Origin of the sequence: Nocardiopsis mwathae (genome assembly GCF_014201195.1) — a bacterium.
Classification (GTDB): Bacteria; Actinomycetota; Actinomycetes; order Streptosporangiales; family Streptosporangiaceae; genus Nocardiopsis_C; species Nocardiopsis_C mwathae.
The window spans coordinates 2,221,101-2,241,287 of the sequence record NZ_JACHDS010000001.1; the positions used below are offsets into that span (position 1 = coordinate 2,221,101).

21 protein-coding genes are annotated in these 20,187 nt (G+C 73.3%); 10 read left to right on the forward strand and 11 right to left on the reverse strand.

What is annotated here, in order from left to right:
• Nucleotides 1-264 precede the first annotated feature (264 nt).
• Nucleotides 265-549, reverse strand: a complete 285-nt coding sequence (locus tag HNR23_RS09340) for a hypothetical protein (RefSeq protein ID WP_246421666.1) — start codon at nt 547-549, stop codon at nt 265-267.
• A gap of 289 nt (nt 550-838) precedes the next feature.
• On the opposite strand from HNR23_RS09340, the gene HNR23_RS09345 reads away from it, so the two are divergent.
• On the forward strand, nt 839-2,125 hold the full coding sequence (locus tag HNR23_RS09345) for a histidine kinase (RefSeq protein ID WP_184075031.1): 1,287 nt from the start codon (nt 839-841) through the stop codon (nt 2,123-2,125).
• Nucleotides 2,122-2,826 carry a response regulator gene (locus HNR23_RS09350; RefSeq protein ID WP_184075033.1) on the forward strand — a complete coding sequence of 235 codons (705 nt, stop codon included), beginning with the start codon at nt 2,122-2,124 and terminating at the stop codon, nt 2,824-2,826. The genes HNR23_RS09345 and HNR23_RS09350 overlap by 4 nt, the downstream gene beginning before the upstream one ends.
• A gap of 6 nt (nt 2,827-2,832) precedes the next feature.
• Here the strand turns inward: HNR23_RS09350 and HNR23_RS09355 are convergent, their stop codons facing one another.
• The 5 genes from HNR23_RS09355 to HNR23_RS09375 form a co-directional block, all read right to left on the reverse strand.
• Nucleotides 2,833-3,477 (reverse strand): HAD-IA family hydrolase, encoded by a 645-nt coding sequence (locus tag HNR23_RS09355; RefSeq protein ID WP_184075035.1) that lies wholly within the window; start codon nt 3,475-3,477, stop codon nt 2,833-2,835.
• A gap of 69 nt (nt 3,478-3,546) precedes the next feature.
• On the reverse strand, nt 3,547-4,290 hold the full coding sequence (locus tag HNR23_RS09360) for an alpha/beta fold hydrolase (RefSeq protein WP_184080117.1): 744 nt from the start codon (nt 4,288-4,290) through the stop codon (nt 3,547-3,549).
• A 103-nt stretch (nt 4,291-4,393) separates the two neighbouring features.
• Nucleotides 4,394-5,194: an exodeoxyribonuclease III gene (locus tag HNR23_RS09365; protein ID WP_184075038.1), complete on the reverse strand. Its 801-nt coding sequence runs from the start codon at nt 5,192-5,194 to the stop codon at nt 4,394-4,396.
• Nucleotides 5,195-5,221: 27 nt separating this feature from the next.
• Complete coding sequence (locus tag HNR23_RS09370) at nt 5,222-6,253, reverse strand: tyrosine-type recombinase/integrase (RefSeq protein ID WP_184075047.1); 1,032 nt, start codon at nt 6,251-6,253, stop codon at nt 5,222-5,224.
• A 156-nt stretch (nt 6,254-6,409) separates the two neighbouring features.
• Complete coding sequence (locus HNR23_RS09375; RefSeq protein WP_184075049.1) at nt 6,410-7,771, reverse strand: heparan-alpha-glucosaminide N-acetyltransferase domain-containing protein; 1,362 nt, start codon at nt 7,769-7,771, stop codon at nt 6,410-6,412.
• A 441-nt stretch (nt 7,772-8,212) separates the two neighbouring features.
• On the opposite strand from HNR23_RS09375, the gene HNR23_RS09380 reads away from it, so the two are divergent.
• Complete coding sequence (locus tag HNR23_RS09380; RefSeq protein ID WP_184075051.1) at nt 8,213-8,767, forward strand: LysE family translocator; 555 nt, start codon at nt 8,213-8,215, stop codon at nt 8,765-8,767.
• Between the two features lie 104 nt (nt 8,768-8,871).
• Here HNR23_RS09380 and HNR23_RS09385 read toward each other — a convergent pair whose 3' ends face one another.
• Complete coding sequence (locus HNR23_RS09385) at nt 8,872-9,558, reverse strand: SAM-dependent methyltransferase (protein ID WP_246421667.1); 687 nt, start codon at nt 9,556-9,558, stop codon at nt 8,872-8,874.
• A 215-nt stretch (nt 9,559-9,773) separates the two neighbouring features.
• On the opposite strand from HNR23_RS09385, the gene HNR23_RS09390 reads away from it, so the two are divergent.
• Nucleotides 9,774-10,598, forward strand: coding sequence for an arginase family protein (locus HNR23_RS09390; protein WP_184075055.1), 825 nt, complete (start codon nt 9,774-9,776; stop codon nt 10,596-10,598).
• 44 nt (nt 10,599-10,642) lie between these two features.
• Nucleotides 10,643-10,834 carry a hypothetical protein gene (locus tag HNR23_RS09395; RefSeq protein ID WP_184075056.1) on the forward strand — a complete coding sequence of 64 codons (192 nt, stop codon included), beginning with the start codon at nt 10,643-10,645 and terminating at the stop codon, nt 10,832-10,834.
• 19 nt (nt 10,835-10,853) lie between these two features.
• Here the strand turns inward: HNR23_RS09395 and HNR23_RS09400 are convergent, their stop codons facing one another.
• Nucleotides 10,854-11,867, reverse strand: coding sequence for an acyltransferase domain-containing protein (locus HNR23_RS09400; protein WP_184075058.1), 1,014 nt, complete (start codon nt 11,865-11,867; stop codon nt 10,854-10,856).
• 187 nt (nt 11,868-12,054) lie between these two features.
• Between HNR23_RS09400 and HNR23_RS09405 the strand changes: the two genes are divergently transcribed.
• The gene (locus HNR23_RS09405) at nt 12,055-13,677 is read left to right on the forward strand and encodes an AMP-binding protein (protein ID WP_184075060.1); all 1,623 of its coding nucleotides are present in this window, start codon (nt 12,055-12,057) and stop codon (nt 13,675-13,677) included.
• 45 nt (nt 13,678-13,722) lie between these two features.
• Here HNR23_RS09405 and HNR23_RS09410 read toward each other — a convergent pair whose 3' ends face one another.
• From HNR23_RS09410 to HNR23_RS27180, 3 genes are all read right to left on the reverse strand, one after another.
• Entirely contained in the window at nt 13,723-14,028 is a 306-nt protein-coding gene (locus HNR23_RS09410) for a 4a-hydroxytetrahydrobiopterin dehydratase (protein WP_184075061.1), read from the reverse strand.
• Nucleotides 14,029-14,261: 233 nt separating this feature from the next.
• Nucleotides 14,262-15,275, reverse strand: coding sequence for an iron chelate uptake ABC transporter family permease subunit (locus HNR23_RS09415; RefSeq protein ID WP_184075062.1), 1,014 nt, complete (start codon nt 15,273-15,275; stop codon nt 14,262-14,264).
• A gap of 102 nt (nt 15,276-15,377) precedes the next feature.
• Nucleotides 15,378-16,142 (reverse strand): hypothetical protein, encoded by a 765-nt coding sequence (locus tag HNR23_RS27180; RefSeq protein WP_184075063.1) that lies wholly within the window; start codon nt 16,140-16,142, stop codon nt 15,378-15,380.
• 131 nt (nt 16,143-16,273) lie between these two features.
• On the opposite strand from HNR23_RS27180, the gene HNR23_RS09425 reads away from it, so the two are divergent.
• From HNR23_RS09425 to HNR23_RS09440, 4 genes are all read left to right on the forward strand, one after another.
• On the forward strand, nt 16,274-17,344 hold the full coding sequence (locus tag HNR23_RS09425; RefSeq protein ID WP_184075065.1) for an AAA family ATPase: 1,071 nt from the start codon (nt 16,274-16,276) through the stop codon (nt 17,342-17,344).
• Between the two features lie 8 nt (nt 17,345-17,352).
• The gene (locus HNR23_RS09430; protein WP_184075067.1) at nt 17,353-18,324 is read left to right on the forward strand and encodes a DUF58 domain-containing protein; all 972 of its coding nucleotides are present in this window, start codon (nt 17,353-17,355) and stop codon (nt 18,322-18,324) included.
• A gap of 40 nt (nt 18,325-18,364) precedes the next feature.
• Nucleotides 18,365-19,312, forward strand: coding sequence for a VWA domain-containing protein (locus tag HNR23_RS09435; RefSeq protein WP_184075069.1), 948 nt, complete (start codon nt 18,365-18,367; stop codon nt 19,310-19,312).
• A gap of 100 nt (nt 19,313-19,412) precedes the next feature.
• Entirely contained in the window at nt 19,413-20,168 is a 756-nt protein-coding gene (locus tag HNR23_RS09440) for an HAD family hydrolase (RefSeq protein WP_184075071.1), read from the forward strand.
• The last annotated feature ends 19 nt before the right edge of the window (nt 20,169-20,187 follow it).

The window sequence follows — 20,187 nt, forward strand, 5'->3', positions numbered from 1 at the left end:
AGCGGGGGACTGTGGGAGAGATCACCACCCGCCCGCCACCCGCCCGCCGACCGCCGGGGGAGGGGCACCCCGCACACCCGCACGGCCCGTACCACGGGAGACCCGACCGGTGCTCGCGCGTGCCATCGCTTTCCCGCGCACCCGGCCGTTGATCTCGGGGCCGTCGACCGGATTCTCGCCGGTATCCGGTCGACGTCCCCGAGATCAACGCAGGTCCGCCCCCGGCCGAGGCGCCCACCCGGCACGGAGAACGGACACACCCGGCTACGCGCCAGGTTCGGACACGTCGATCTCCCCGGCCTCACCCGGGTCCCCATGGCGGGAACTCCGCAACGGCCGCATCGCCTCATAGGCCTCGCCGTCGCTCAGCAGCCCGCTGCACACCGCCGCCCGCAACTCCTCCTTCGCGCGCAGGATGCACTGCCGGGAGCGCCCCGCCGGCCGCTCCAACCGACCCTCCCGCCACAGCGGCTTCAACGCCAAGTAGGCGTGGGCGTCGGTGAGCCGACCGTCGTCCAGCGCCGCCAGCAGTTCCTCCGTCGCGCTCATCGGCCGATCATCTCTTCGTCTCATCTCCTCGCCGCATCACAGGGGTGGACAGGCAGACGCGGAGCCGCAGCCCACAGGCCCGGGACACCGCCGCCGCACCGCACACGCGCCCACCTGCCCCTACCGCACCCGAGCGTAGGAGACACCGCCGCCCGCACGCGGCGGTTTACGGCAAATCCACCCGTCATTCACCCCCGGGACCCACCCGCCCCCCCGTTCCCTCCCCGGCGCGCGACACTCCCCCCGGCGGGGGAGGCCCCGGGACACCACCGCATGCCACGATCGAGGAGTGCCGATCATCCGCCTGCTGCTCGCCCCGCTGTGGAGCACCACCACCTACACCCGGTGGGTCTACCTCATCATCGGCGGCGCGGTCTTCCTGCCCTACCTCCTGGCACCCACCGTGCTGGCCTCCATGTTCCTCACCCCGACCACCCCCGGCCCCGGCGAAGGACTGGGCGCCCTGGCCGCAGGCGCACCCCCCGCGGTACTCCTGGTCGCCGCATCGGCATGGATCCCCGGCGCCCGCACCCTGGAAGGCCAGGTCACCCGCGCCCTGCTACGCGGCCCCATCGCCCACGAACCCATCACCGAATCGACCTCCCGGCCCACCCGCGCCCGCACCGGGGCCTGGCTGGCCCTCCACCTGGTCCTCGGCTTCGCCGCCGCACTGGCCACCATGGTCGTCCTCACCGAGTGCGCGGCCCTGGCAGCCACCCCCTTCGCCTCCCGACCCCTGGCCGTGGCCCAGGGACCACTGACCCTCTTCGGCGCCGACCCGCCCACCGGCACCCAGCGCTGGCTCGCCCCCGCCATCGGCCTCGGCTACCTCCTCGCCCTCGTCTACACCATGGCGCTGACCGGCACCGCCATGGCCCGGCTGGCGCCCCGCCTGCTGGGCCCCTCGGCCGCCGAACGGCTGGCCACCGCCCAACGGCGAGCCGACCACCTGGCCGAACGCAACCGCCTCGCCCGCGAACTGCACGACTCCATCGGCCACGCCCTGTCCGTGGTCGCCCTGCAGGCCGGCGCGGCCGCCCGCGTCCTGGACTCCGACCCCGCCTTCGCCCGCCAATCCCTGCGCGCCATCGCCGACCAGGCCCGCACCGCCACCGCCGAACTCGACCACGTCCTCGGGCTGCTGCGCGACGACCCCTCCACCGGCACCGCACCCCTGCGCGGCCTGGCCGACCTGCCCGGCCTCATCGAGGCCACCCGCGCCATCGGCGCCGACATACGCACCCGCATCGACGGCGACACCACCCACGTCCCCGCCGCCGTCTCACGCGAGACCTACCGCATCTGCCAGGAAGGCATCACCAACGCCCTGCGCCACGGCGGTAACGTCCCCATCACCCTGCACCTGACCATCGAACCCGAACGGCTGAGCGTGGAGATCACCAACCCGCACACCCCACCCGCCACCCCGACCCTGCACGCACTACGCCGCCGCGGCGGCCGCGGCCTGCACGGCATGCGCGAACGCCTGAGCATCCTCGGCGGCAACCTGGAAACCGGCCCCACCGACGGCCAATGGCGGCTGCACGCCGACATCGCCTGGGGAGACGCCCGATGACCGCGCCCCCACACCCCGACCCCACACCCATCACCGTGGCACTCATCGACGACGAGACCCTCGTCCGCGCCGGACTGCGCGCCCTCATCGACGCAGAAGCCGACCTGCGGGTCGTCGCCGAAGCCGAAGACGGCACCGGCGCGCTCGACCTGGCCCGCCGCACCCGCCCCGACATCGTGCTGATGGACGTGCGCATGCCCCGCATGGACGGCATCCAGGCCACCACCGCACTCCTCTCCGCCCTGGACACCCCACCCAAGATCATCGTCGTCACGACCTTCGAGAACGACGACTACGTCTACGGGGCGCTACGCGCCGGCGCCAGCGGCTTCCTCCTCAAACGCGCCCGCCCCGAGGACATCCTCACCGCCGTCCGGCTGGTCGCCCGCGGCGACTCCCTGCTCTTCCCGGCCGCGATCCGCTCCCTGGCCGCCACCCACGCCCACCCCGCCACACCCGCATCAGCGCAGATCCCCACACTCACCGACCGCGAGGCCGACACCCTGCGACTCATGGCCCGCGGCCTGTCCAACGCCGAGATCGCCGCCGAGCTGTACCTCGGAGTGCAGACCGTCAAGACCCACGTCTCCAACATCCTCGCCAAACTCGGCGTCCGCGACCGCACCCAGGCCGTCATCGCCGCCTACGACTCCGGCCTCATCCGCCCAGGCGCCCACCCCCCGCAGGACGGCGGCACCTGACGCCCCCTACCCGGCCCTGACGGCCCAACCGCCCCCGGCACCGGGCCGCACATCGACACACGACAGATCCCCCACCACCACATCGGCCTCCAACCGGGCCGCCGCATGCGTGGTAGCCACCGCGACCGTGCGCGCACCCGCACCGCGCGCCGCCGCCAACCCGGCCGGGGCGTCCTCGAACACCACACACCGGCCCGCCGCCACACCCAACAGCCGCGCACCCAGCGCGAAGGGCTCGGGATCGGGCTTGCCGCGCGCCACATCATCGGCCGTCACCAGCGTCGGCGCCACCAACCCCACCGCCTTCAACCGCGCCTCGGCCAGCGCACGCGTACACGACGTCACGATCGCCCACGCCCCGTCCGGAAGGACCGACAGCAGCTCACGGGTACCGGGCAGGACCCGCAACCCCCCGGCGCGGTCGATCTCCAGCTGCTCGATCCGCGCCACCGCCTCGGGCACCACAGCGGCCGGCAGCAACGCAGCGGCGATCTGGCGGGCCGGGATACCGTGGCCGGCCCTCGCCGCCAGCTCCGCAGGAGAAATCCCGTACTCCGCGGCCCACGCCGCCCAGCACTCCTCCACCACCGCCCCGGAATCCACCAGGGTCCCGTCCATGTCGAACAGCAGCGCATCCGCAGAGATCATCATCCTGCGGAGTCTAGAAACCCCCACCGCACCGGCCCACCCCGCAACGGGGTGATGCCTCCCACGCCCCCCTCACACCGACGGCGGACCCTCCACCGCCCGCCCAGAACGCACCCACACCACATCGGCGATATCGGCCACCAGCTTCGCGAAGTTCTCCGGCTGGTCCAGGCTCACCAAGTGCCCCGCCCGCGGCACGTTCAACAACCGCCCGTCCGCACACGCCTCCAAGAACCGCCGCTCATGGATCCGAAACGGATCCCGCGCCCCGTTGATCAGCCACACCGGCCCCGGGTAAGCACCCAACGCCCCCAACACATCCATCTCGGCGATCTCGTCGATCACCGCACGCGCCGCCTCCATCGCCAACCCGCCGTCCAACGCCGCCTCAGCCCCATCCGTAGGCAGCGTCAACCGGTGAAACCGCTCATTGACCGCCTCACCGTGATCCGGCAACCGGTCCAACAGCACCGCCGGAATCCGGTACACCTGCGCCAGCGCCTGCGCCGGCCGGGCCGTACACCCCACCGCCGCCAACCCCGCCACCCGCCCCGGATGCGCCGCCGCCGCGGCGATCGACACGAACCCGCCCAGGCTCAACCCCACCACCAGCGCCCGGCCGCCCACCGCGTCCACCGCCCCGGCCACCGCATCCACCGCACCACCCAGGGTGAACTCCTCACCCCGCCGCACCCCATGCCCCGGCAGATCCAACGCGACGACCCGCCGGCCCTGCGCCTCCAGCACCTCCTGCTGGGGCCGCCACATCGTCCCGGAGAACCGCAACCCATGGACAAGAACCACCGGCAACCCCATCACCGCACCCCCATCGGCCGCTCCGAGCGCCAACGCATCCCACCTCCGCACTACCGGCGATACCCGCCCCGCCGCCGCGCACCCCCGCGCCGCGGGCCCACCCCTACACCTCGTAGGACACCGTCACCGGCGCATGGTCCGACCACCGCAGCCCATGGGCCTCGGCCCGCTCCACCCGCGCCTCCTTGGCCGCACCCGCCAACCCCGGAGTCGCCACGTGGTAGTCGATCCTCCACCCGGCGTCGTTGTCGAACGCCCGCCCGCGGTACGACCACCACGAATACGGGCCCTCCACCTCCGGCAGCAGCGAACGCACCACGTCCACATACCCCGCCTCGTCGAACACCCGCGACAACCACGCCCGCTCCTCGGGCAGAAACCCCGCATTCTTCCGGTTGTTGCGCCAGTTCTTCAGATCCGCCTCACGATGCGCGATGTTCCAGTCCCCACACACCACCAACTCACGGCCCTCCGCCTCCACCTCGGCACGCCGCCGCACCAGATAGGGCAAGAACGCCGCCATGAACCGCTCCTTCTCCTCCTGACGCTCCGTCCCCACCTCACCCGAGGGCAGATACAGACTGGCCACACTCACCGGCCCCAGGTCCGCCTCCACATACCGGCCCGACCCGTCGAACTCCGCCGCACCGAACCCCACACGCACCGCCTCGGGCCGCGCACGCGAATACAGCGCCACCCCCGCACGCCCCTTGGCCGCCGCCGGCGCCAACACCACGTGCCAGCCCTCCGGCTCGATCACCTCGGCCGCCAGCTGGCCGCGCTCGGCCCGCGTCTCCTGCAGACACACCACATCGGCCCCGGTGGCCGCCAGCCACTCCACGAAGCCCTTCCGCGCCGCCGCACGCAAACCATTGACATTCACCGTCGAGATCGTCGCACCCACGCCGGCCAGCCTAACCGCCCCACCCGCTCACCCCGCCGCACCCGCCTCCGCCGACGCCCCGTCCTCGGCCAGCCGCCGCAACACCCCATAAGTCCGGTTCGACCGCGCCGCCTCCCGCTGCGCCGACGCCGTCACATCGATGTAGGACTGCGAGGAGGTGATCGACGTGTGCCCCAGCAACCGCATGATCTCGGTGACCGACGCCCCGTCCTCGGCCAGCCGCGTGGCGAACGTATGCCGCAGCGCATGCACCAGCGTCCCCCGCGCCACCCGGTCGTGCACCCCGGCATGCCTATAGCACTGCCGCACCAGGTACTGCAGCCCGCCCCGGCGCAGCGGCCGCCCACGGTTGTCCACCAGCAGCGCATCGGCGCCCCGCACCCGACCCCCGAACCGCACCTCACGCGACCGCAGGTACGCCTCCACCAGCACCTCCAGCGGCGCCTCGATCGGCAGCGACCGCGTCCGCCCGCCCTTGCCCACCACCCGGATCCGCCGCTCACCCGCACGACCGCTCAGCGCATCCACCCGCAGCCCCAGCATCTCCGCCGACCGCAACCCCGTCAGCAGCGCCAGCGCCAACACCGCCAGATCCCGCTCCGGCCACGGATCCCGCGCCCGGCGGCACCCCGCCGCCAACGCCTCCAGCAGCCGCTCCGGTGTGTCCTCACCCATCAGCGGCTTGGGCTCCGCCGGCTTCACCCGCGGCCGACGCACCCCCGGCATCGGATTCCCCTCCACGACCCCCTCGGCCACCAGGAACCCGAAGAACCCGTTCCACGTCGACCACGCCCGCACCACACTCGACGGCGCCCGCTCCGCCGCGAACCCCGCGAACGCCTGGCGCAGCACCCCGCCCGACAGGTCCGCCACCCGCAACTCGGCACGCCCGCACCGCCCCACCTCGGCCACACACCCCAGCACACCCAGCAGGTCCCGCCGGTAGGCCGCGATCGTGTGCGGCGACGGCTTCGCCGCACCCCGCACCACCAGATACTCCTCAACCGCATCCACGGCCCGCATCGACGACGCCCGGGCCCCTGCCTCCGCAACGCTCATGCCCCACAGCATCCCCGATCCCGGCTCTGAGGATCACCCCGGCCCGGTGTTCCTTCGAACACCTCCACCACCGCTGTTCGACGCGCGTCCGCGACACGCACAGACCCCGCCCACGGCAGCCGGCGCCCGCACCACCGGCCCGGGGGAGGGGAGCGGTCAGGGGATACGGCGGGCCACCCACATCGACACCGCGTGCAGCGGACCCTCCAGCGGCCCGCGCCGCGCCACCAGCCGCCACAGCGTCGCGAACACCAGCGCGCCCAGCAGCACCGACCACGGCAACTGGTCGGCCACCGGCTGCAGCGGCGTCCCGTCCAGTACCCCCGATTCGGCCGCCCAGATCAGCAGGATGTGGCCTACATACGTCGTCAGCGCCAGCGCGCCCACCGCCGCAAGCGGGAACAGCACCCACCGCACGTACCGCCCCACCAGCAGGAACACGCCCAGTACCGCGATCGCCACCCCACCGGCCCCCACGACCTCGAACGGGGTGCCGCTGTGCGGCGCCGCCGTCAGCAGCCACGCCCAGTGGTCCACCGGAACCGTCCCGGGCAGCCCCTCCCGCAGCGCCTGGCCCACCGTGTCGGCCCCGGCCCTGTCCGGGTCGAAGGAGGCCTCCAGGCTGGAGCGAACGTCCAGCACCCGCATCGCCGCCCACGAGGCGGTGTAGGCCGCGGCGGCCAGGCCCGCGCCGACGCCGGCCAGGGCCAGCTGCACCTTCGTCGAACGCAGGTTGAGGCGGCCGATGGCCAGCCCCGCCAGCACGAACGGCATCCAGGTGATCGCCGGGTAGGAGCCGGTGACCAGGAAGTCCACGAAGCCTTCGCCGGACCAGGAAACGAACGGGTCATAGGAGTTGACGGCGTCGACGGGCGCCGCCAGCGCTCCGCCCGGCTCCATCAGGCGGCGCAGGTAGAAGGAGACCACCGGGCCGAGCACCGCGAGGATCGCCGCGGTCCCGGCGACGATCTTCCACCGCTCGTCCATCAGCGGGGCGGCCAGGACGAAGAACACGGCGTAGTAGGCGAGGATCACCGAGACGGGGGTGCCCGTCATGGTGAGCAGGGTGCCGATGGGCAGCATGATCAGGCCGCGGATGACCACCCGCCACAGCGCGACCCCCATGTCGTGGCCCGACTTGGGCGCCGAGCCGCCGGACAGCAGGGCGATGGACACACCCGCCAGCAGGGCGAAGGTCGCCGCCGAGCGCCCGGCGACCGCCTCGGTCAGCGGGCTGCTGCCGTCGGCGGCCGTCCACCCGATGCCCACGTGCACGACGAACATCCCGAGGATGGCCAGGCCGCGGGCCATGTCGATGCCCACGAGGCGGCCGGTGTCGGCGCCGCGCAGCCCGGGCGGAACCAGCCTGCGGCGGCGCGGCGCCGACACCGCGGCCGGGGACGAAGAGGCGCCCCCGACGGTGCCGGCTGCCCCCGGACCGCCGCCGGATGCCGAGCCGTCGGCGGCGGTGTCCTCGGGGGAGTGGCTCTCTGATGAGGAGCTGATGCTGTTCGACACCCTTCGAGGATCCCCCGCTCGTCTCCCTCATGCAGAGGTATTTCCCAAATATGACCGGTTGTGGCCGGGAATTCGCGCGCCGCACGGTGCCGGTCAACGGATCACACGGGGCGGGCGTCCCATGCTCATGAGGTGTTGGCCGCATACGAGCGTATAGCGGGGGTGAGCGCGCCGGGAAGGGGGGAGCGGCGCGATGCGGCGCCGGCCGGCGGCGCGGTGCGGCGATCCAGGGGCCGGAGGAGCGGCCGGGAACACGCGGGGGCGTGGGGGCGTGGGGGCGGAACGCTCGCGCGGCCCCGCATCACACCGGATCGACCGGAAGCTTGGTCCGAATAATCCACATCATCCACTTTTCATGCATAACGCACTTTATGCATGAAACACGCGGAACCCCCGGCGCGGCGACCCAGGGGATCGCAGGATGCCCGGCATGCCCGAAGCATGCCCGAACCCCATACCCTCGGACTCTTCCTCCTCGCCGCCGGCGCCCTGGTCCTCATCTACATCCTCACCCAGAGCGTCAGCCAGGGCCGCGCGGCCGGAGTCGTCTCGGCCCTGGGCGTGGAAACCGGCACGCTCGTCCACGTGACCTCGGCGGCCATCGGGCTGTCCTCGCTGCTGGCCACCTCAGCGCTCGCCTTCGACATCGTCGAATACCTCGGCGCCGCATACCTCGTCTACCTGGGCGTCCGCACCATCCTGACCCGCCCGGCCGAAACGCCCGGCCACACCGATCCCGGCACCCCGGCACCACGACCCACCGCGCGGATCTTCCGCGACGGACTGCTCGTCAACGTCCTCAACCCCACGGTGGCCTTGTTCTTCCTGGCGCTCCTGCCGCAGTTCGTGGACCCGGCCCAGGGACCGGCCGCCACGCAGATCCTCGTGTTCGGCGCGATCATGGCCGCGATGGGACTGACCGTCGACCTGGCCATGGCCCTGGGCGGCGTCTACCTCGCCATGGGCGCCGCAACAGCGCTGACCGGACGCCGCTGACGCCACCCGGCGCACACCCCTCTCGGCACCCGCCCCCGAAGCGCCGATAATGCACATTATGTCAAGTCGAACCTCAGGGGACCCCGCCACCGACCGGCCCACCCTCACACCGCCGAGCCGCCCACCTCACCGACCACCCGCACGAACCCCAACGTCTCCCCGGCGTCCGCACGCAGCATCGCCGCCTCCTCCGCCACGAGCTCGACCGCCCCCTCCGGCGGCTCGCACTCCTCGATCCACGCCAACCAGTACCTCCAACCCTCCTCCAGAACATCGGCCCGATCCACCCGCACCGCCCCACTTGACGCAAAATTGGCACGCCACCACTCCGCGCTGTGAAACGACCGGTACGCCGCCTGCCAGAACGGCCGCAGCCGCTCCGGAACCGTCCCGTCCACCGGACGAACCAGCCCAGGCGACACGATCCCCAACCGACCCCCCGGCGCCACGAACCGCAGCAGATAATCCAGGTACAGATCATCGGTACCGAAATAGTGATAGGCATCGATCGAGATCACCGCATCGAAATACCCCTCCGCGAACGGCAGGTCCCGCGCCTCCGCCCGCAACGGAAACACACGGTCGGTCACACCCGCCTCACACACCCGCCGCCAATTGTCCCCCGGATCCACCCACAAATCCGCCGCAGTCACCCGGACACCGAACTCACGCGCAAGAAAAATCGAGGTCAGCGCCGTCCCCGCCCCCAGATCCAGCACCCGCTCCCCCGCAGCGACCGGCATCTCCTCCACCAGCCACTCCGCCAGCCACAGCGGGTTGGGTCCCATCATGTGCCTCTTCTGCCACTCCACGTCATAACCCGCACTCCGCGGAAAACGACCCGGCGGAATAGCCCCATCCACACTCCCCATAAACCCTCCACCCTCCCACGCGACGCCACCGACGAAAGTCGACACCCCCACCCGACCACACCCGGACACCACACCACCGCACACCTGTCCACGTTTCCCTACCCCCACAGCCCCCCGACCCCTAAGGTTGGGACATGACCTGGCAGCGCGACGTCGATCTGGTGGTTCCGTTGTGGCAGGGCGGCGACGACGTCCGCACCGCCGCAGGCGCATCCGCCCTCGCCCGCCTCATCCCCCCCAACGGCAACCGCCTCCACGTCGCCGTCACCGACGGCCCCCGCACCACCATCGACGGCATCCGCAGCCTCGACGCCATCCACGGCACCCTCACCCGCCTGCGCGACCGCCTCACCCGCCGCGACCCCCAACGCACCCTCACCCTCGGCGGCGACTGCCTCTCCGACCTCGTCGCCATCCAGCACCTCGCCACCCGCCACCCCGACATGACCCTCTACTGGGTCGACGCCCACCCCGACCTCAACACCCCCGCCACCTCCCCCAGCCAGCGCGCCCACGGCATGGTCCTGCGCACCCTCCTCGGCGACGGCCACCCCCGCCTCACCGGAGCCAACGGCGCCGCCCTCCCCACCCCCGCCGTCACCCTCGTCGGCGCCCGCGACCTCGACCCACCCGAAACCCGCTATATCCGCCACCACGGCATCGCCTGGGTCGACACCGTCGAACTCCTCGCCGACCCCACCCGCGTCACCGCCCCCAGACCAGCCGGCACCCCCGCCTACATCCACCTCGACATCGACGTCTGCGACCCCTTCGACCTCCCCGCCGTCGCCGTCCCCACTCCCGACGGTCCCCGCGCCGGCACCGTCGCCGAGGCCCTGGCCGCCATCACCGCGCACCACGACGTCGTCGGCATCGGCATCTGCGAGTACGCCCCCGTCATCGAACACGACGAGGCCCGCCTGGCCACCCTCCTGGCCGCCCTCGACCTCACCGGCTGACCACCCGCCCCGTCCACCCCCGCCCGGCGCCTATCCTGGCGGGCGTGGACGTCGCAATCGTGTGCCAGAGCTGCCAGGGCAGCGGTCTGAGAGTCGGCGTCGTCGGCTACGCCGGCGGCGACGGAGTCGGCGAGATGGTGGTGCCCCGCCGCTGCGCCGACTGCACCGGCTCCGGCCGCCTGCTCACCACCGGGTGGACCGCGCCCCCCGAACCCGCCGACACCCCCCGCCCCTGAACCCGCTCGGGTACGGCGCTCACGGCAGCCGCAGCCACCCCGTGCGCACCTCCCAGCGCCGCCCCGCCCGCACATGCGCCACCGCCGCACGCTCCAGGCGCGTGCGCAGCGGCACCCCCTCCAACTCCACATCCGGGCGTCGGAACACGAACCGGAACACGTCGCGGTTCCCCGGAGCCGAGCGCTCCACCAGCGTGAACCGGCGCTGGAAGGCCAGAATGTTGGAGTCCGGCGCCAGATACTCCGCCAGCTGCGGGTCCAGCAGCCACGACGTACACGTCGCCACCGGGTAGTCCACGCCGAAGCAGGAGGCGAAGAACCCCCGCGCCCGCGCCAGCGACGCGTCGATCCCCCCGGCGTCCAGCCGCCCCCCGGACGGAATGTGCAGCCGCAGCGCCGGCGCCCCATGGGCGAGCTCAGGCGCCGCCCCGGCCGCCTCCTCTGCCGCGTACCAGGTCACCGCCCCCTGCTCGACCAGCCGCGCCGGCTCGTACTGCAGCCGTCCCAGCTCGAACAGTCCGCCCCGGAACGGCAGCGCGATCCACGAGGCCACCTCCAGCCCCACCCGACCGAACATCGTGCGGTTGTGTCCCACGTGCCGCCCGACGTCCCGCAGGGTCACCGCCCCCACCTCCCAGGGCACCCCGTTGCGGTCGTACCAGGCACGAAGCGCCGGAACCGCCGCCGCGAACGCGAACACCGGCGTGCACCGCGCCCGCGCGTCGGCCACCTCCGGCAGCGGCGGCCAGTGCCGCCACTCCCCCGAACCCGCGGCCAGGTCCGCCCGCAGGCGGGCATACATCCGTTCCACCAGCCACAGCAGCTCCGGCGACCAGGTGCCGTCGGGCCACAGGCCCACCAGCTCCGCCTCGTCCTGGGCGGACAGCCCGAAGGGCGCCAGCGCGGCGCCCGCGCCCGAGCGGGGCGGCAGCGGGCACGCCCCCTCCGGCAGCGGAAGAGCCGCTGCCTGCTCCAGCCAGCCGCGCATGTCCTCGTCAAGGTCGAACCGGCGCACCACAGCATCCACGTCCATGGGCCACATGGTGGCGCCTCCCCGCCGCCCGCGCCACCACCCCTCCCCCGTGCGGCGCGCCCGCGGCCGCGGCAGGGGCCGGTGACCACGGTCGCCCGCGGCTGAGGGCACCATCACACACAGGGGAATACTCTGGAACACGACCACAGCAACACCCACAATCCTCCAGAAAAGGGGACGACCACCGATGCTCGACCCGGCGCAGCAGGTACGCGACTGGCTCGCCACCTACGACTCCCCCACCGCATCGGTGGCCCACCTGCTGTGCGACCGCCATCCCCACGACGCCCTCGCCGTCACCGAGGTCGGCCCCGACCTTCTCCCCCGCGACCTCACCTACGGCGAACTCGCCGAGCGCTCCGCCGCGCTGGCCGCGGCCATGGCCGACCTGGGTATCACCCGCGGCGACCACGTCGCCACCCTCATGGGCAAGGGCACCGAGCTGGCCGTGGCGGCCGTGGCCATCTGGCGGCTGGGCGCCGTCCACGTGCCGCTGTTCACGGCGTTCGCTCCCAGCGCCATCGCCCACCGCCTGGTGGACTCGGGCAGCCGGCTGGTCATCTGCGACGACGAGCAGCGCCCCAAGCTCGATCCGGGCGAGGACGTGCCCGCCGACGCGCCGTGGTACGTCGTCACCACGGGGCCGCTTGCGCTGCGGGAGGGGGACCGCACGCTGGCGGAGTTGACGCGTGGGGCGGGTTCGGCTCCCGCTCCGGTGGCGGTGGGCGGGGAGGCGCCGTTCGTGCTGCTGTACACGACGGGGACGGCGGGCCCTCCGCGGGGGGTGGAGGTGCCGGTGCGGGCGCTGGCGGCGTTCCACGCCTATCACCGGTACGGGTTGGACGTGGCCGATGACGACGTGTACTGGAACACGGCGGATCCCGGGTGGGCCTATGGGCTGTACTACGGGTTGGTGTCGCCGTTGCTGGCGGGGCATCGGACGCTGCAGTTGCGGGCGGGGTTCGATCCGGAGCTGACGCTGGATGTGCTGGCGATCTTCGGGGTGACGAATCTGGCCGCCGCTCCGACGGTGTACCGGACGTTGCGGGCGACGACGAAGACGCTGCCGCCGGAGATCGCGGTGCGGCGCCTGTCGAGCGCGGGTGAGCCGTTGAACACCGATGTGGTGGGGTGGGCCGCGGATACGTTCGGGGTGCCGCTGCGCGACCACTACGGGCAGAGCGAGTTGGGGATCTGCGTGGGTCACCAGAACCACGAGGATGGGGCGGCCGATGTGCGGGTGGGGTCGTTGGGGACGGCGCTGCCGGGGTGGTCGGTGACGGTGTTGGAACCGGTGGCCGACGAGGAGGCGCCGGTGGGCGCGTTCGGCCGGGTGGCGGTGGATGTGAAGGCCAGTCCGCTGATGTGGTTCCGGGGGTACCGGGACAATCCGGGTGCGTCGGCGGCGCGGTTCACGCCGGATGGGCGCTGGTATCTGACCGGGGATACCGGGAGCCGGGACCGGGAGGGGTATCTGTACTTCTCCAGCCGTGACGATGACGCGATCCTGATGTCGGGGTACCGGATCGGTCCGTTCGATGTGGAGACGGCGCTACTGCAGCACCCGGCGGTGGTCGAGGCCGGTGTGTACGGGGTGCCGGACGAGTTGTCGGGGCAGACGGTGGCGGCCAGCATCGTGTTGCGCGATGGGGCGCGGCCGAGTGAGGAGCTGGCCGAGGAGCTGCGGGATCTGGTGCGGGCGCGGTTCGCCGAGCATGCCTATCCGCGCCGGATCACGTTCGTGGATGAGTTGCCGCGGACGGCATCGGGGAAGATCCGACGGGGCCGGTTGCGTCCGACGGGTGGGTGAGGCCGCCGGCGGGGCGGGTGCCGGGTGCGGTGGCCGGTGCGTGGGTCAGCCGCGGGGCAGTGCGTCGGCGACGAGCCGGTCGATGCGTGCGGCGATCCGCATGTCGTGGCGGGTGAGGCCGTGGGCGGCGTGGGTGGTCTGGTGGAAGGTGATCTTGTTGTAGCGGATGTCGATGTCGGGGTGGTGGTTGACCTGTTCGGCGGCGTGGGCGACGGCGGTGACGAGGTGGATGCCGCTCATGAAGTCGGGCATCTTGACGGTGCGGCGGATCTCGTGGCGTTCGCGGTCCCATTCCCAGTCGTCGAGGCGGGCGAGGCCTTCGGTGATCTCGTGCTCGTTGAGCAGTGTCATGTCGGGTCTCCTGTTTCGTGTGCGGTCGGTGGTGCGTGAGTGTTCCTACCGCAGTGACGGTCGGATCAATCACGGTGGGTGGTGGGGCGGCGTAGCCGCTCGTTTAAGGTTTTCTAAGGTTTTCGTTTGTTGTTTTTTCCGGGTGGTCGGCGTGGGGAATATCAACCCCGCCTTTACGACGTAGATTCGTAGAGCGGCGGGTGCGGAGGCGACCCCCCTGCAGGGTTCCGCGGTCAGTCCATCCGCACCGTGGTCACCGCGGCCGCCCGGGAGCGGGCCCGCAGTACCACCGCGAGCACGAGCACCCCCGCCACCGCCGTCACATACCCTGTCGGCACCTCCTGGGGGCCGCTGAGTGAGCGCGCCACCAGGTCGGCGGCGACCACGACGAACGCGCCGACCGGCACGGCCGCCAGCGCCGTCCACCCCGGGTGGCCCGACATCAGCAGCCAGGCCACCCCTCCCCCGGCCAGCCCCGCCAGCGCCAGCGGGCCGGCCAGGGCCACCCCCGCCCCCACCGGCACCGCTGCGACGGCGACCAGGGCCAGCCGCCCGGCCACCGGCGCGGCCGCGGTAGCCGACGGCGCCCACCAGGCCGCCGCCACCGCCGGCAGAGCCGCTCCCAGGCAGACCGCGGCCAGCACGGGCGCCTGTTCCACCCCCAGCAGCGGCGACCCCACGACCACCCGGTGCGCGGCCGGGCCCACGAGCCCGCCCGCCGCGCTCACCACCAGGTACAGGGCCGCGGCCGTGCACACCGCGTCCACGACGGCCCCGGCCGGCAGCACCCGGCCCGAACGCAGTGCGGCCGCGCTCCCCCACCACCACGCCCCCAGCACCAGCCCCAGGCCGGCGGCTGCGGCCCCCGCGGCTCCGGCCGCGGCCGCCCCCGCCGGCACCTGGGCCACGGCCGCCGGGGCCAGCAGGATCGCCAGCATCGCGGCGCCGCCCATGCCCACCGTCCGCGGGCCGGCCAGCGGGGATCCGGTGGCCGTCTGGAGCACCGCGGCCGCGACCGACAGCGCCGCGCCCGAGGCCGCGCCGGCCAGCAGGCGCGGGACGCGCACCTCCCAGATGATGAAGTCCACCGACTCCGGGGCCGTGCCCGGCTCCCCCAGCGCTCGGGCCACGCCCCGCCAGGGCACCGGGAACTCCCCCACCAGCAGAGCGGCGGCCGCCAGGGCCGCCGCCGCGGCCACCGCGCCGATCAGGACCCACACCCGCCGGGCCACGTGCTGCCGGACCATCGCCACCCTTTCCGCCTCACCCACCGAGGTGCGCCGATCAGCCGAACCTACCGGGCGCCGCACCGGCGGGCCAGCGACCCCGGTCGGGTACCGGGGGCGGGCTCAGCCCCACCCCTGGGGGTCGGGCGGAAGGTCGGAGGGGTCGTCCTGCTCCACCTCCACGGTGGGCACGTCCGCGGGCGAGGGCGCGTCGGTGGGCCGGTAGGTGCCGTGCGGGTCCGGGGACACCCACGGGTCGCCCTCGGCATCCGGGGCGTCGGCGGGCTCCTCGGTGGCGGGGCCGCCGCCGGGGAACGGTTCGGATTCGCTGCCTCCGGCCTGGTCGGTGAGCCCGGTCAGCCACAGGTAGAGCAGGATGAGCAGGGCCGTGAACAGCAGCAGGACCAGGAGGAGGCCCATCACCACCCGCTGGTCGGTGGTGGCCTCGGCGGCCGGTCGGCCGGTGCGGGTGCCGCCCAGCCAGCGCGCGGCAGGGGGTCCGGGGCTGGCGGCCCAGTGCGGGGCGTAGTGGGGGGTCCCGGCGGCGGGGGTGCCCTCCTCGACGGCGACGGGGGCCAGGTAGGCCTCGGCCCCCGCCCGGCCGGGGGTATGGGCCACGGCCACCCAGGTGGCGGTGGGATTGGCGGTGCTGTGGGCCAGGACGCGGGGGGCGCGCTCCACGCCGGTGGCCTTGGTGACGGCGGCGGCGAACCGGTCGCGGGCGGCCGGGTCGGCGGCAGCGCCCTCGCTGAGCATCGCGACGCTGACGGGGTGGCCGTCGCGGTCGTGGGCGAGGTAGACGACCCCTTCGGGGCCGTGGCTGAGGCGGTGGCTCAGCCGGTAGGCGCCGATCTGGCGCGGGTCGGTCTGCTGCAGCGGCACGGGCACGGCTCGACCCCCTTCGCACGATTGCCCCGCTAGCTCCGTTCTGATCCCGGCACGAGCGGGTAGCATCGCCGTTGCGTCACCATCAACGTACCCGGCGGGATATCGCCGCAGATGGAAAGGCGGGCAGGCACATGGCGGACAGCGACCCCGAACCCGCCCCCGACGGCGCCCGCCGCGCCAGGGCGGAGAGCGCCGCCGGGGAACCGACCCGGCTGCTGCGCGCGGCCATGCAGGAGGTCTCCACCGTCATCGTCGGCCAGGAGCAGATGGTCGAGCGCACCATGGTCGCCCTGATCGCACGCGGGCACTGCCTGCTGGAGGGGGTGCCGGGTATCGCCAAGACGCTGGCGGTCTCCACCCTGGCCAAGGTGACCGGCGGGTCGTTCGCGCGCGTGCAGTTCACCCCCGACCTCGTTCCCTCCGACATCGTGGGCACCCGCATCTACCACCCCTCCACCGAGCGGTTCGACGTGGAGCTGGGGCCGGTGTTCGCCAACTTCGTGCTGGCCGACGAGATCAACCGCGCCCCCGCCAAGGTCCAGTCCTCGCTGCTGGAGGTCATGGCCGAGAAGCAGGTGTCGCTGGGGGGCACCACCTACCCGCTGCCCGCTCCGTTCGTGGTCATCGCCACCCAGAACCCGGTGGAGTCGGAGGGGGTGTACCCGCTGCCCGAGGCGCAGCGCGACCGGTTCCTGATGAAGGTCCTGGTGCCCCACCCGCGCGCGCACGAGGAGATGGAGATCCTGCGGCGGATGAGCACCACCCCGCCCGAGGCGCACCAGGTGCTCGACCCCGTCACCCTGCTGGAGCTGCAGGCCGACGCCGAGCGGGTCCACGTCCACCAGCTCATCGCCGACTACGTGGTGCGCCTCGTCATGGCCACCCGCGAGCCCGAGGAGTACGGCATGGGCGACCTGCGCCGGGTCCTGGAGATCGGCGCCAGCCCGCGCGCCACCCTGGGGCTGGTCGCCGCCGCGCGGGCGCTCGCGCTCATCCGCGGCCGCGACTACGTGCTGCCCGACGACGTGCGGTTGCTGGCCCGCGACATCATGGCGCACCGGCTGGTGCTGACCTTCGACGCCCTCGCCGACGGGGTGACCACCACCCAGATCGTCGACCGGGTCCTGGCCACGGTCCCCCCGCCACGGGTGATCTGGGACGACCCCGCCAGCGGCGAACCGGCCGCCGTGGCCGCCCGGTAGGCGGAGCGATGCGCGCACACCCGCCGGCCCCCGGCCTGGACCCGCGGCTGCACGACGCGCTGCGGCGCCTGGACCTGCGGGTGGTGCGGCGGTTGGAAGGGCTGCTGCACGGCGAGCACCTGGGGCTGCGGTCGGGGCCCGGGAGCGAGCCCGCCGAGGCGCGGCTCTATGAGCCCGGCGAGGACGACGTGCGGCTCATGGACTGGTCGGTGACCGCCCGTACCACCACCCCGCATGTGCGCGACCTGGTCGCCGACCGGGAACTGGAGAGCTGGACCCTGCTGGACCTGTCGGCGAGCATGGACTTCGGCACCGGGCGGGCGGAGAAGCGCGAGATCGCCATCGGGGCGCTGGCCGCCGTCAATGTGCTGACCCAGCGGGTGGGCGACCGGTTCGGCGCGCATTTCCTGCACCGCGGCCGGGTGCGGCGCTGGCCGGCCCGCTCCGGAAAGGCCGCCCTGCCCGCCCTGCTGGCCACGGTGGCCGCCGCGCCGCGCGCCACGCCCGGCACCGCCGGTGGGGCCGCCTTCGCCGATGCCGTGGACGACCTCGCCCGCACCCGGGGACGGCGGGGCCTGCGCGTGGTCATCTCCGACTTCCTGGACACCCCGCCCGAGGCGGGCGCCCCGGTGCCCTGGGAGCGCCCCCTGCGCCGCCTGGCCGCCCGCCACCAGGTGCTGGCGGTGGAGGTCGTGGACCCCCGAGAGATCGACCTTCCCGACATAGGATTGGTCACCATGACCGACCCCGAGTCCGGGCGCACCCGGGAGGTCCACCTCAGCGCGAAGGTCCGGCGCGACTACCGTGCCGCGGCTCTGGCGCAGCGCTCCGCGGTCCGGGCCGGCCTGCGCCGGTGCGGTGTCCCCCACCTCGTGCTGCGCACCGACCGGGACTGGGTCGTGGACATGGCCCGGTTCGTCGTGGAGCAGCGGCGTACCGCCCACCGGCTCGCCCGGCATACCCCGGCGGTGCCGCGGTGAGGGCGCGGGCCGGGCCGCACGCCGCGGAAAGGACGCCCGGGTGACCTTCCTTTCCGCCGGGTGGCTGTGGCTGCTGTCGGCTCTGGCCGTGCTGATCGGCGTTTACGTGGCGGTGCAGTACCAGCGCCGCGAGTATGCCGTGCGGTTCACCAACCTGGCCCTGCTGGACCGGGTGGCCCCGGCCCGCCCCGGGTGGCGGCGCCACGTCAGCGCGGTCCTGTTCTGCCTCACCGTGGCCACCCTCATCCTCGCGATGGCGCGCCCGGCCATGCCGGTGGAGGTTCCCCGCGAGCGCGCCACCATCATCGTCGCCATCGACGTCTCCCCCTCCATGGCCGCCGCCGACATCGAACCCGACCGCATCACCGCCGCCAAAGAGGCCGCCCGCGGGTTCGTGGGCGCTCTGCCCGACCGGTTCAACGTCGGACTGGTCGCGTTCTCCGCGACCGCCGGGGTCGTCTCTTCCCCCACCCAGGACCACCAGGCCATCGCCGACTCCATCGAGCACCTCCAGATGGCGCCGGGGACCGCCATCGGCGAGGGCGTGTTCACCTCGCTGCAGGCCATCGGCTCCTTCGACGAGGACGCCGGGCAGGACCCGCCGCCGGCCGCCATCGTGCTGCTCTCCGACGGTGAGAACACCAGCGGGCGGCCCATCGCCACCGCGGCCCGCGCCGCCGCCGAGGCCGAGGTGCCCGTGTCCACCATCGCCTTCGGCACCGGCGCCTCCATCATCGAGATCAACGGCCAGCCGGTCGAGGCCAACATCGACAAGGGCGCCCTGGAGCGGCTCGCCCAGGCCACCGACGGTCACTTCTACGAGGCGGAGTCCGGGGACGAGCTCACCGGGGTCTATGAGGACATCGGCTCCTCGCTGGGGTCGGAGACCGTGCACCAGGAGGTCGTCACCTGGTTCGTGCTCGCCGCGCTGCTGCTCGCCTTCGCCACCGCACTCGCGTCCCTCCTGTGGTTCCAGCGTCTTCCCTGACCACTCGCGGCGACCGCGCCCGCCCGCGCGGCGCCCGACCCCGAACGGTACCGTTGGCATGTTTCTGCCGATGCAGCATGCGACGGAAAAGCAAGGGACGATGCCGGAACCCACCCCCACCCCCGCGGTGATCTTCTTCGATCTCGACGACACGCTGCTGGACGACCACGCGGCCAGCTCGGCGGGGCTGCGCGCCCTCATGGAGCGGCTCGGCCACCCCGACTTCCAGGCCGCGCGGCGGCTGTGGGACGTCCAGACCGACATCTCCTTCGGCGCCTACCTCCAGGGGCGGCTCAGCCTGCAGGGACAGCGCCGCGAACGCGTGCGGGCGCTGGCCGTGCAGGCCGGGCACTCCCGCATCGCCGACGAGCACTGCGACGAGCTCTACCAGCTGTACCTCGCCGCGCACAGGACGGCCTGGCGCCCGTTCTCCGACGTCGCCCCCGTCCTGGACGCCCTGTCCGCCGCCCGGGTGGGCCTGGGGGTGATCACCAACGGCGCGGAGGCGATGCAGCGCGAGAAACTCGCCACCCTGGGCATCACCCGGTACTTCCGGACCATCGTGTGCGCCGATGCCGCCGGTGCCGCCAAACCCGACCCGCGGATCTTCCACACCGCCTGCCACCGGATGGGCGTCGCCCCCCACCAGAGCTGGCACGTCGGCGACCAGGTGAGATCCGACGCCCTGGGGTCGGGTGCGGCCGGGCTGCGCGCGATCCTGCTCGACCGCCACGACCGCTCCGGCGGGCAGGAGGAGACCGGGGTGACCACGATCCGCGGCCTGACCGACCTGCTCCGGCTCGCCGGAGTCCCCGGACCCTCCGCCATCGGCGTCCCCGCCGTGGAGGGGCCGTGAACGGCGCGGCGCCGCGCAC

Excerpts from the sequence above, each read along its gene's own strand:
- HNR23_RS09340 (WP_246421666.1), bottom strand. The coding sequence starts at position 549 with ATGAGCGCGACGGAGGAACTGCTGGCGGCGCTGGACGACGGTCGGCTC.
- HNR23_RS09350 (WP_184075033.1), top strand. The coding sequence starts at position 2,122 with ATGACCGCGCCCCCACACCCCGACCCCACACCCATCACCGTGGCACTC.
- HNR23_RS09355 (WP_184075035.1), bottom strand. The coding sequence starts at position 3,477 with ATGATGATCTCTGCGGATGCGCTGCTGTTCGACATGGACGGGACCCTG.
- HNR23_RS09360 (WP_184080117.1), bottom strand. The coding sequence starts at position 4,290 with ATGGGGTTGCCGGTGGTTCTTGTCCATGGGTTGCGGTTCTCCGGGACG.
- HNR23_RS09370 (WP_184075047.1), bottom strand. The coding sequence starts at position 6,253 with ATGAGCGTTGCGGAGGCAGGGGCCCGGGCGTCGTCGATGCGGGCCGTG.
- HNR23_RS09380 (WP_184075051.1), top strand. The coding sequence starts at position 8,213 with ATGCCCGAACCCCATACCCTCGGACTCTTCCTCCTCGCCGCCGGCGCC.
- HNR23_RS09385 (WP_246421667.1), bottom strand. The coding sequence starts at position 9,558 with ATGATGGGACCCAACCCGCTGTGGCTGGCGGAGTGGCTGGTGGAGGAG.
- HNR23_RS09390 (WP_184075055.1), top strand. The coding sequence starts at position 9,774 with ATGACCTGGCAGCGCGACGTCGATCTGGTGGTTCCGTTGTGGCAGGGC.
- HNR23_RS09400 (WP_184075058.1), bottom strand. The coding sequence starts at position 11,867 with ATGGACGTGGATGCTGTGGTGCGCCGGTTCGACCTTGACGAGGACATG.
- HNR23_RS09405 (WP_184075060.1), top strand. The coding sequence starts at position 12,055 with ATGCTCGACCCGGCGCAGCAGGTACGCGACTGGCTCGCCACCTACGAC.
- HNR23_RS09410 (WP_184075061.1), bottom strand. The coding sequence starts at position 14,028 with ATGACACTGCTCAACGAGCACGAGATCACCGAAGGCCTCGCCCGCCTC.
- HNR23_RS09415 (WP_184075062.1), bottom strand. The coding sequence starts at position 15,275 with ATGGTCCGGCAGCACGTGGCCCGGCGGGTGTGGGTCCTGATCGGCGCG.
- HNR23_RS09425 (WP_184075065.1), top strand. The coding sequence starts at position 16,274 with ATGGCGGACAGCGACCCCGAACCCGCCCCCGACGGCGCCCGCCGCGCC.
- HNR23_RS09430 (WP_184075067.1), top strand. The coding sequence starts at position 17,353 with ATGCGCGCACACCCGCCGGCCCCCGGCCTGGACCCGCGGCTGCACGAC.
- HNR23_RS09440 (WP_184075071.1), top strand. The coding sequence starts at position 19,413 with ATGCCGGAACCCACCCCCACCCCCGCGGTGATCTTCTTCGATCTCGAC.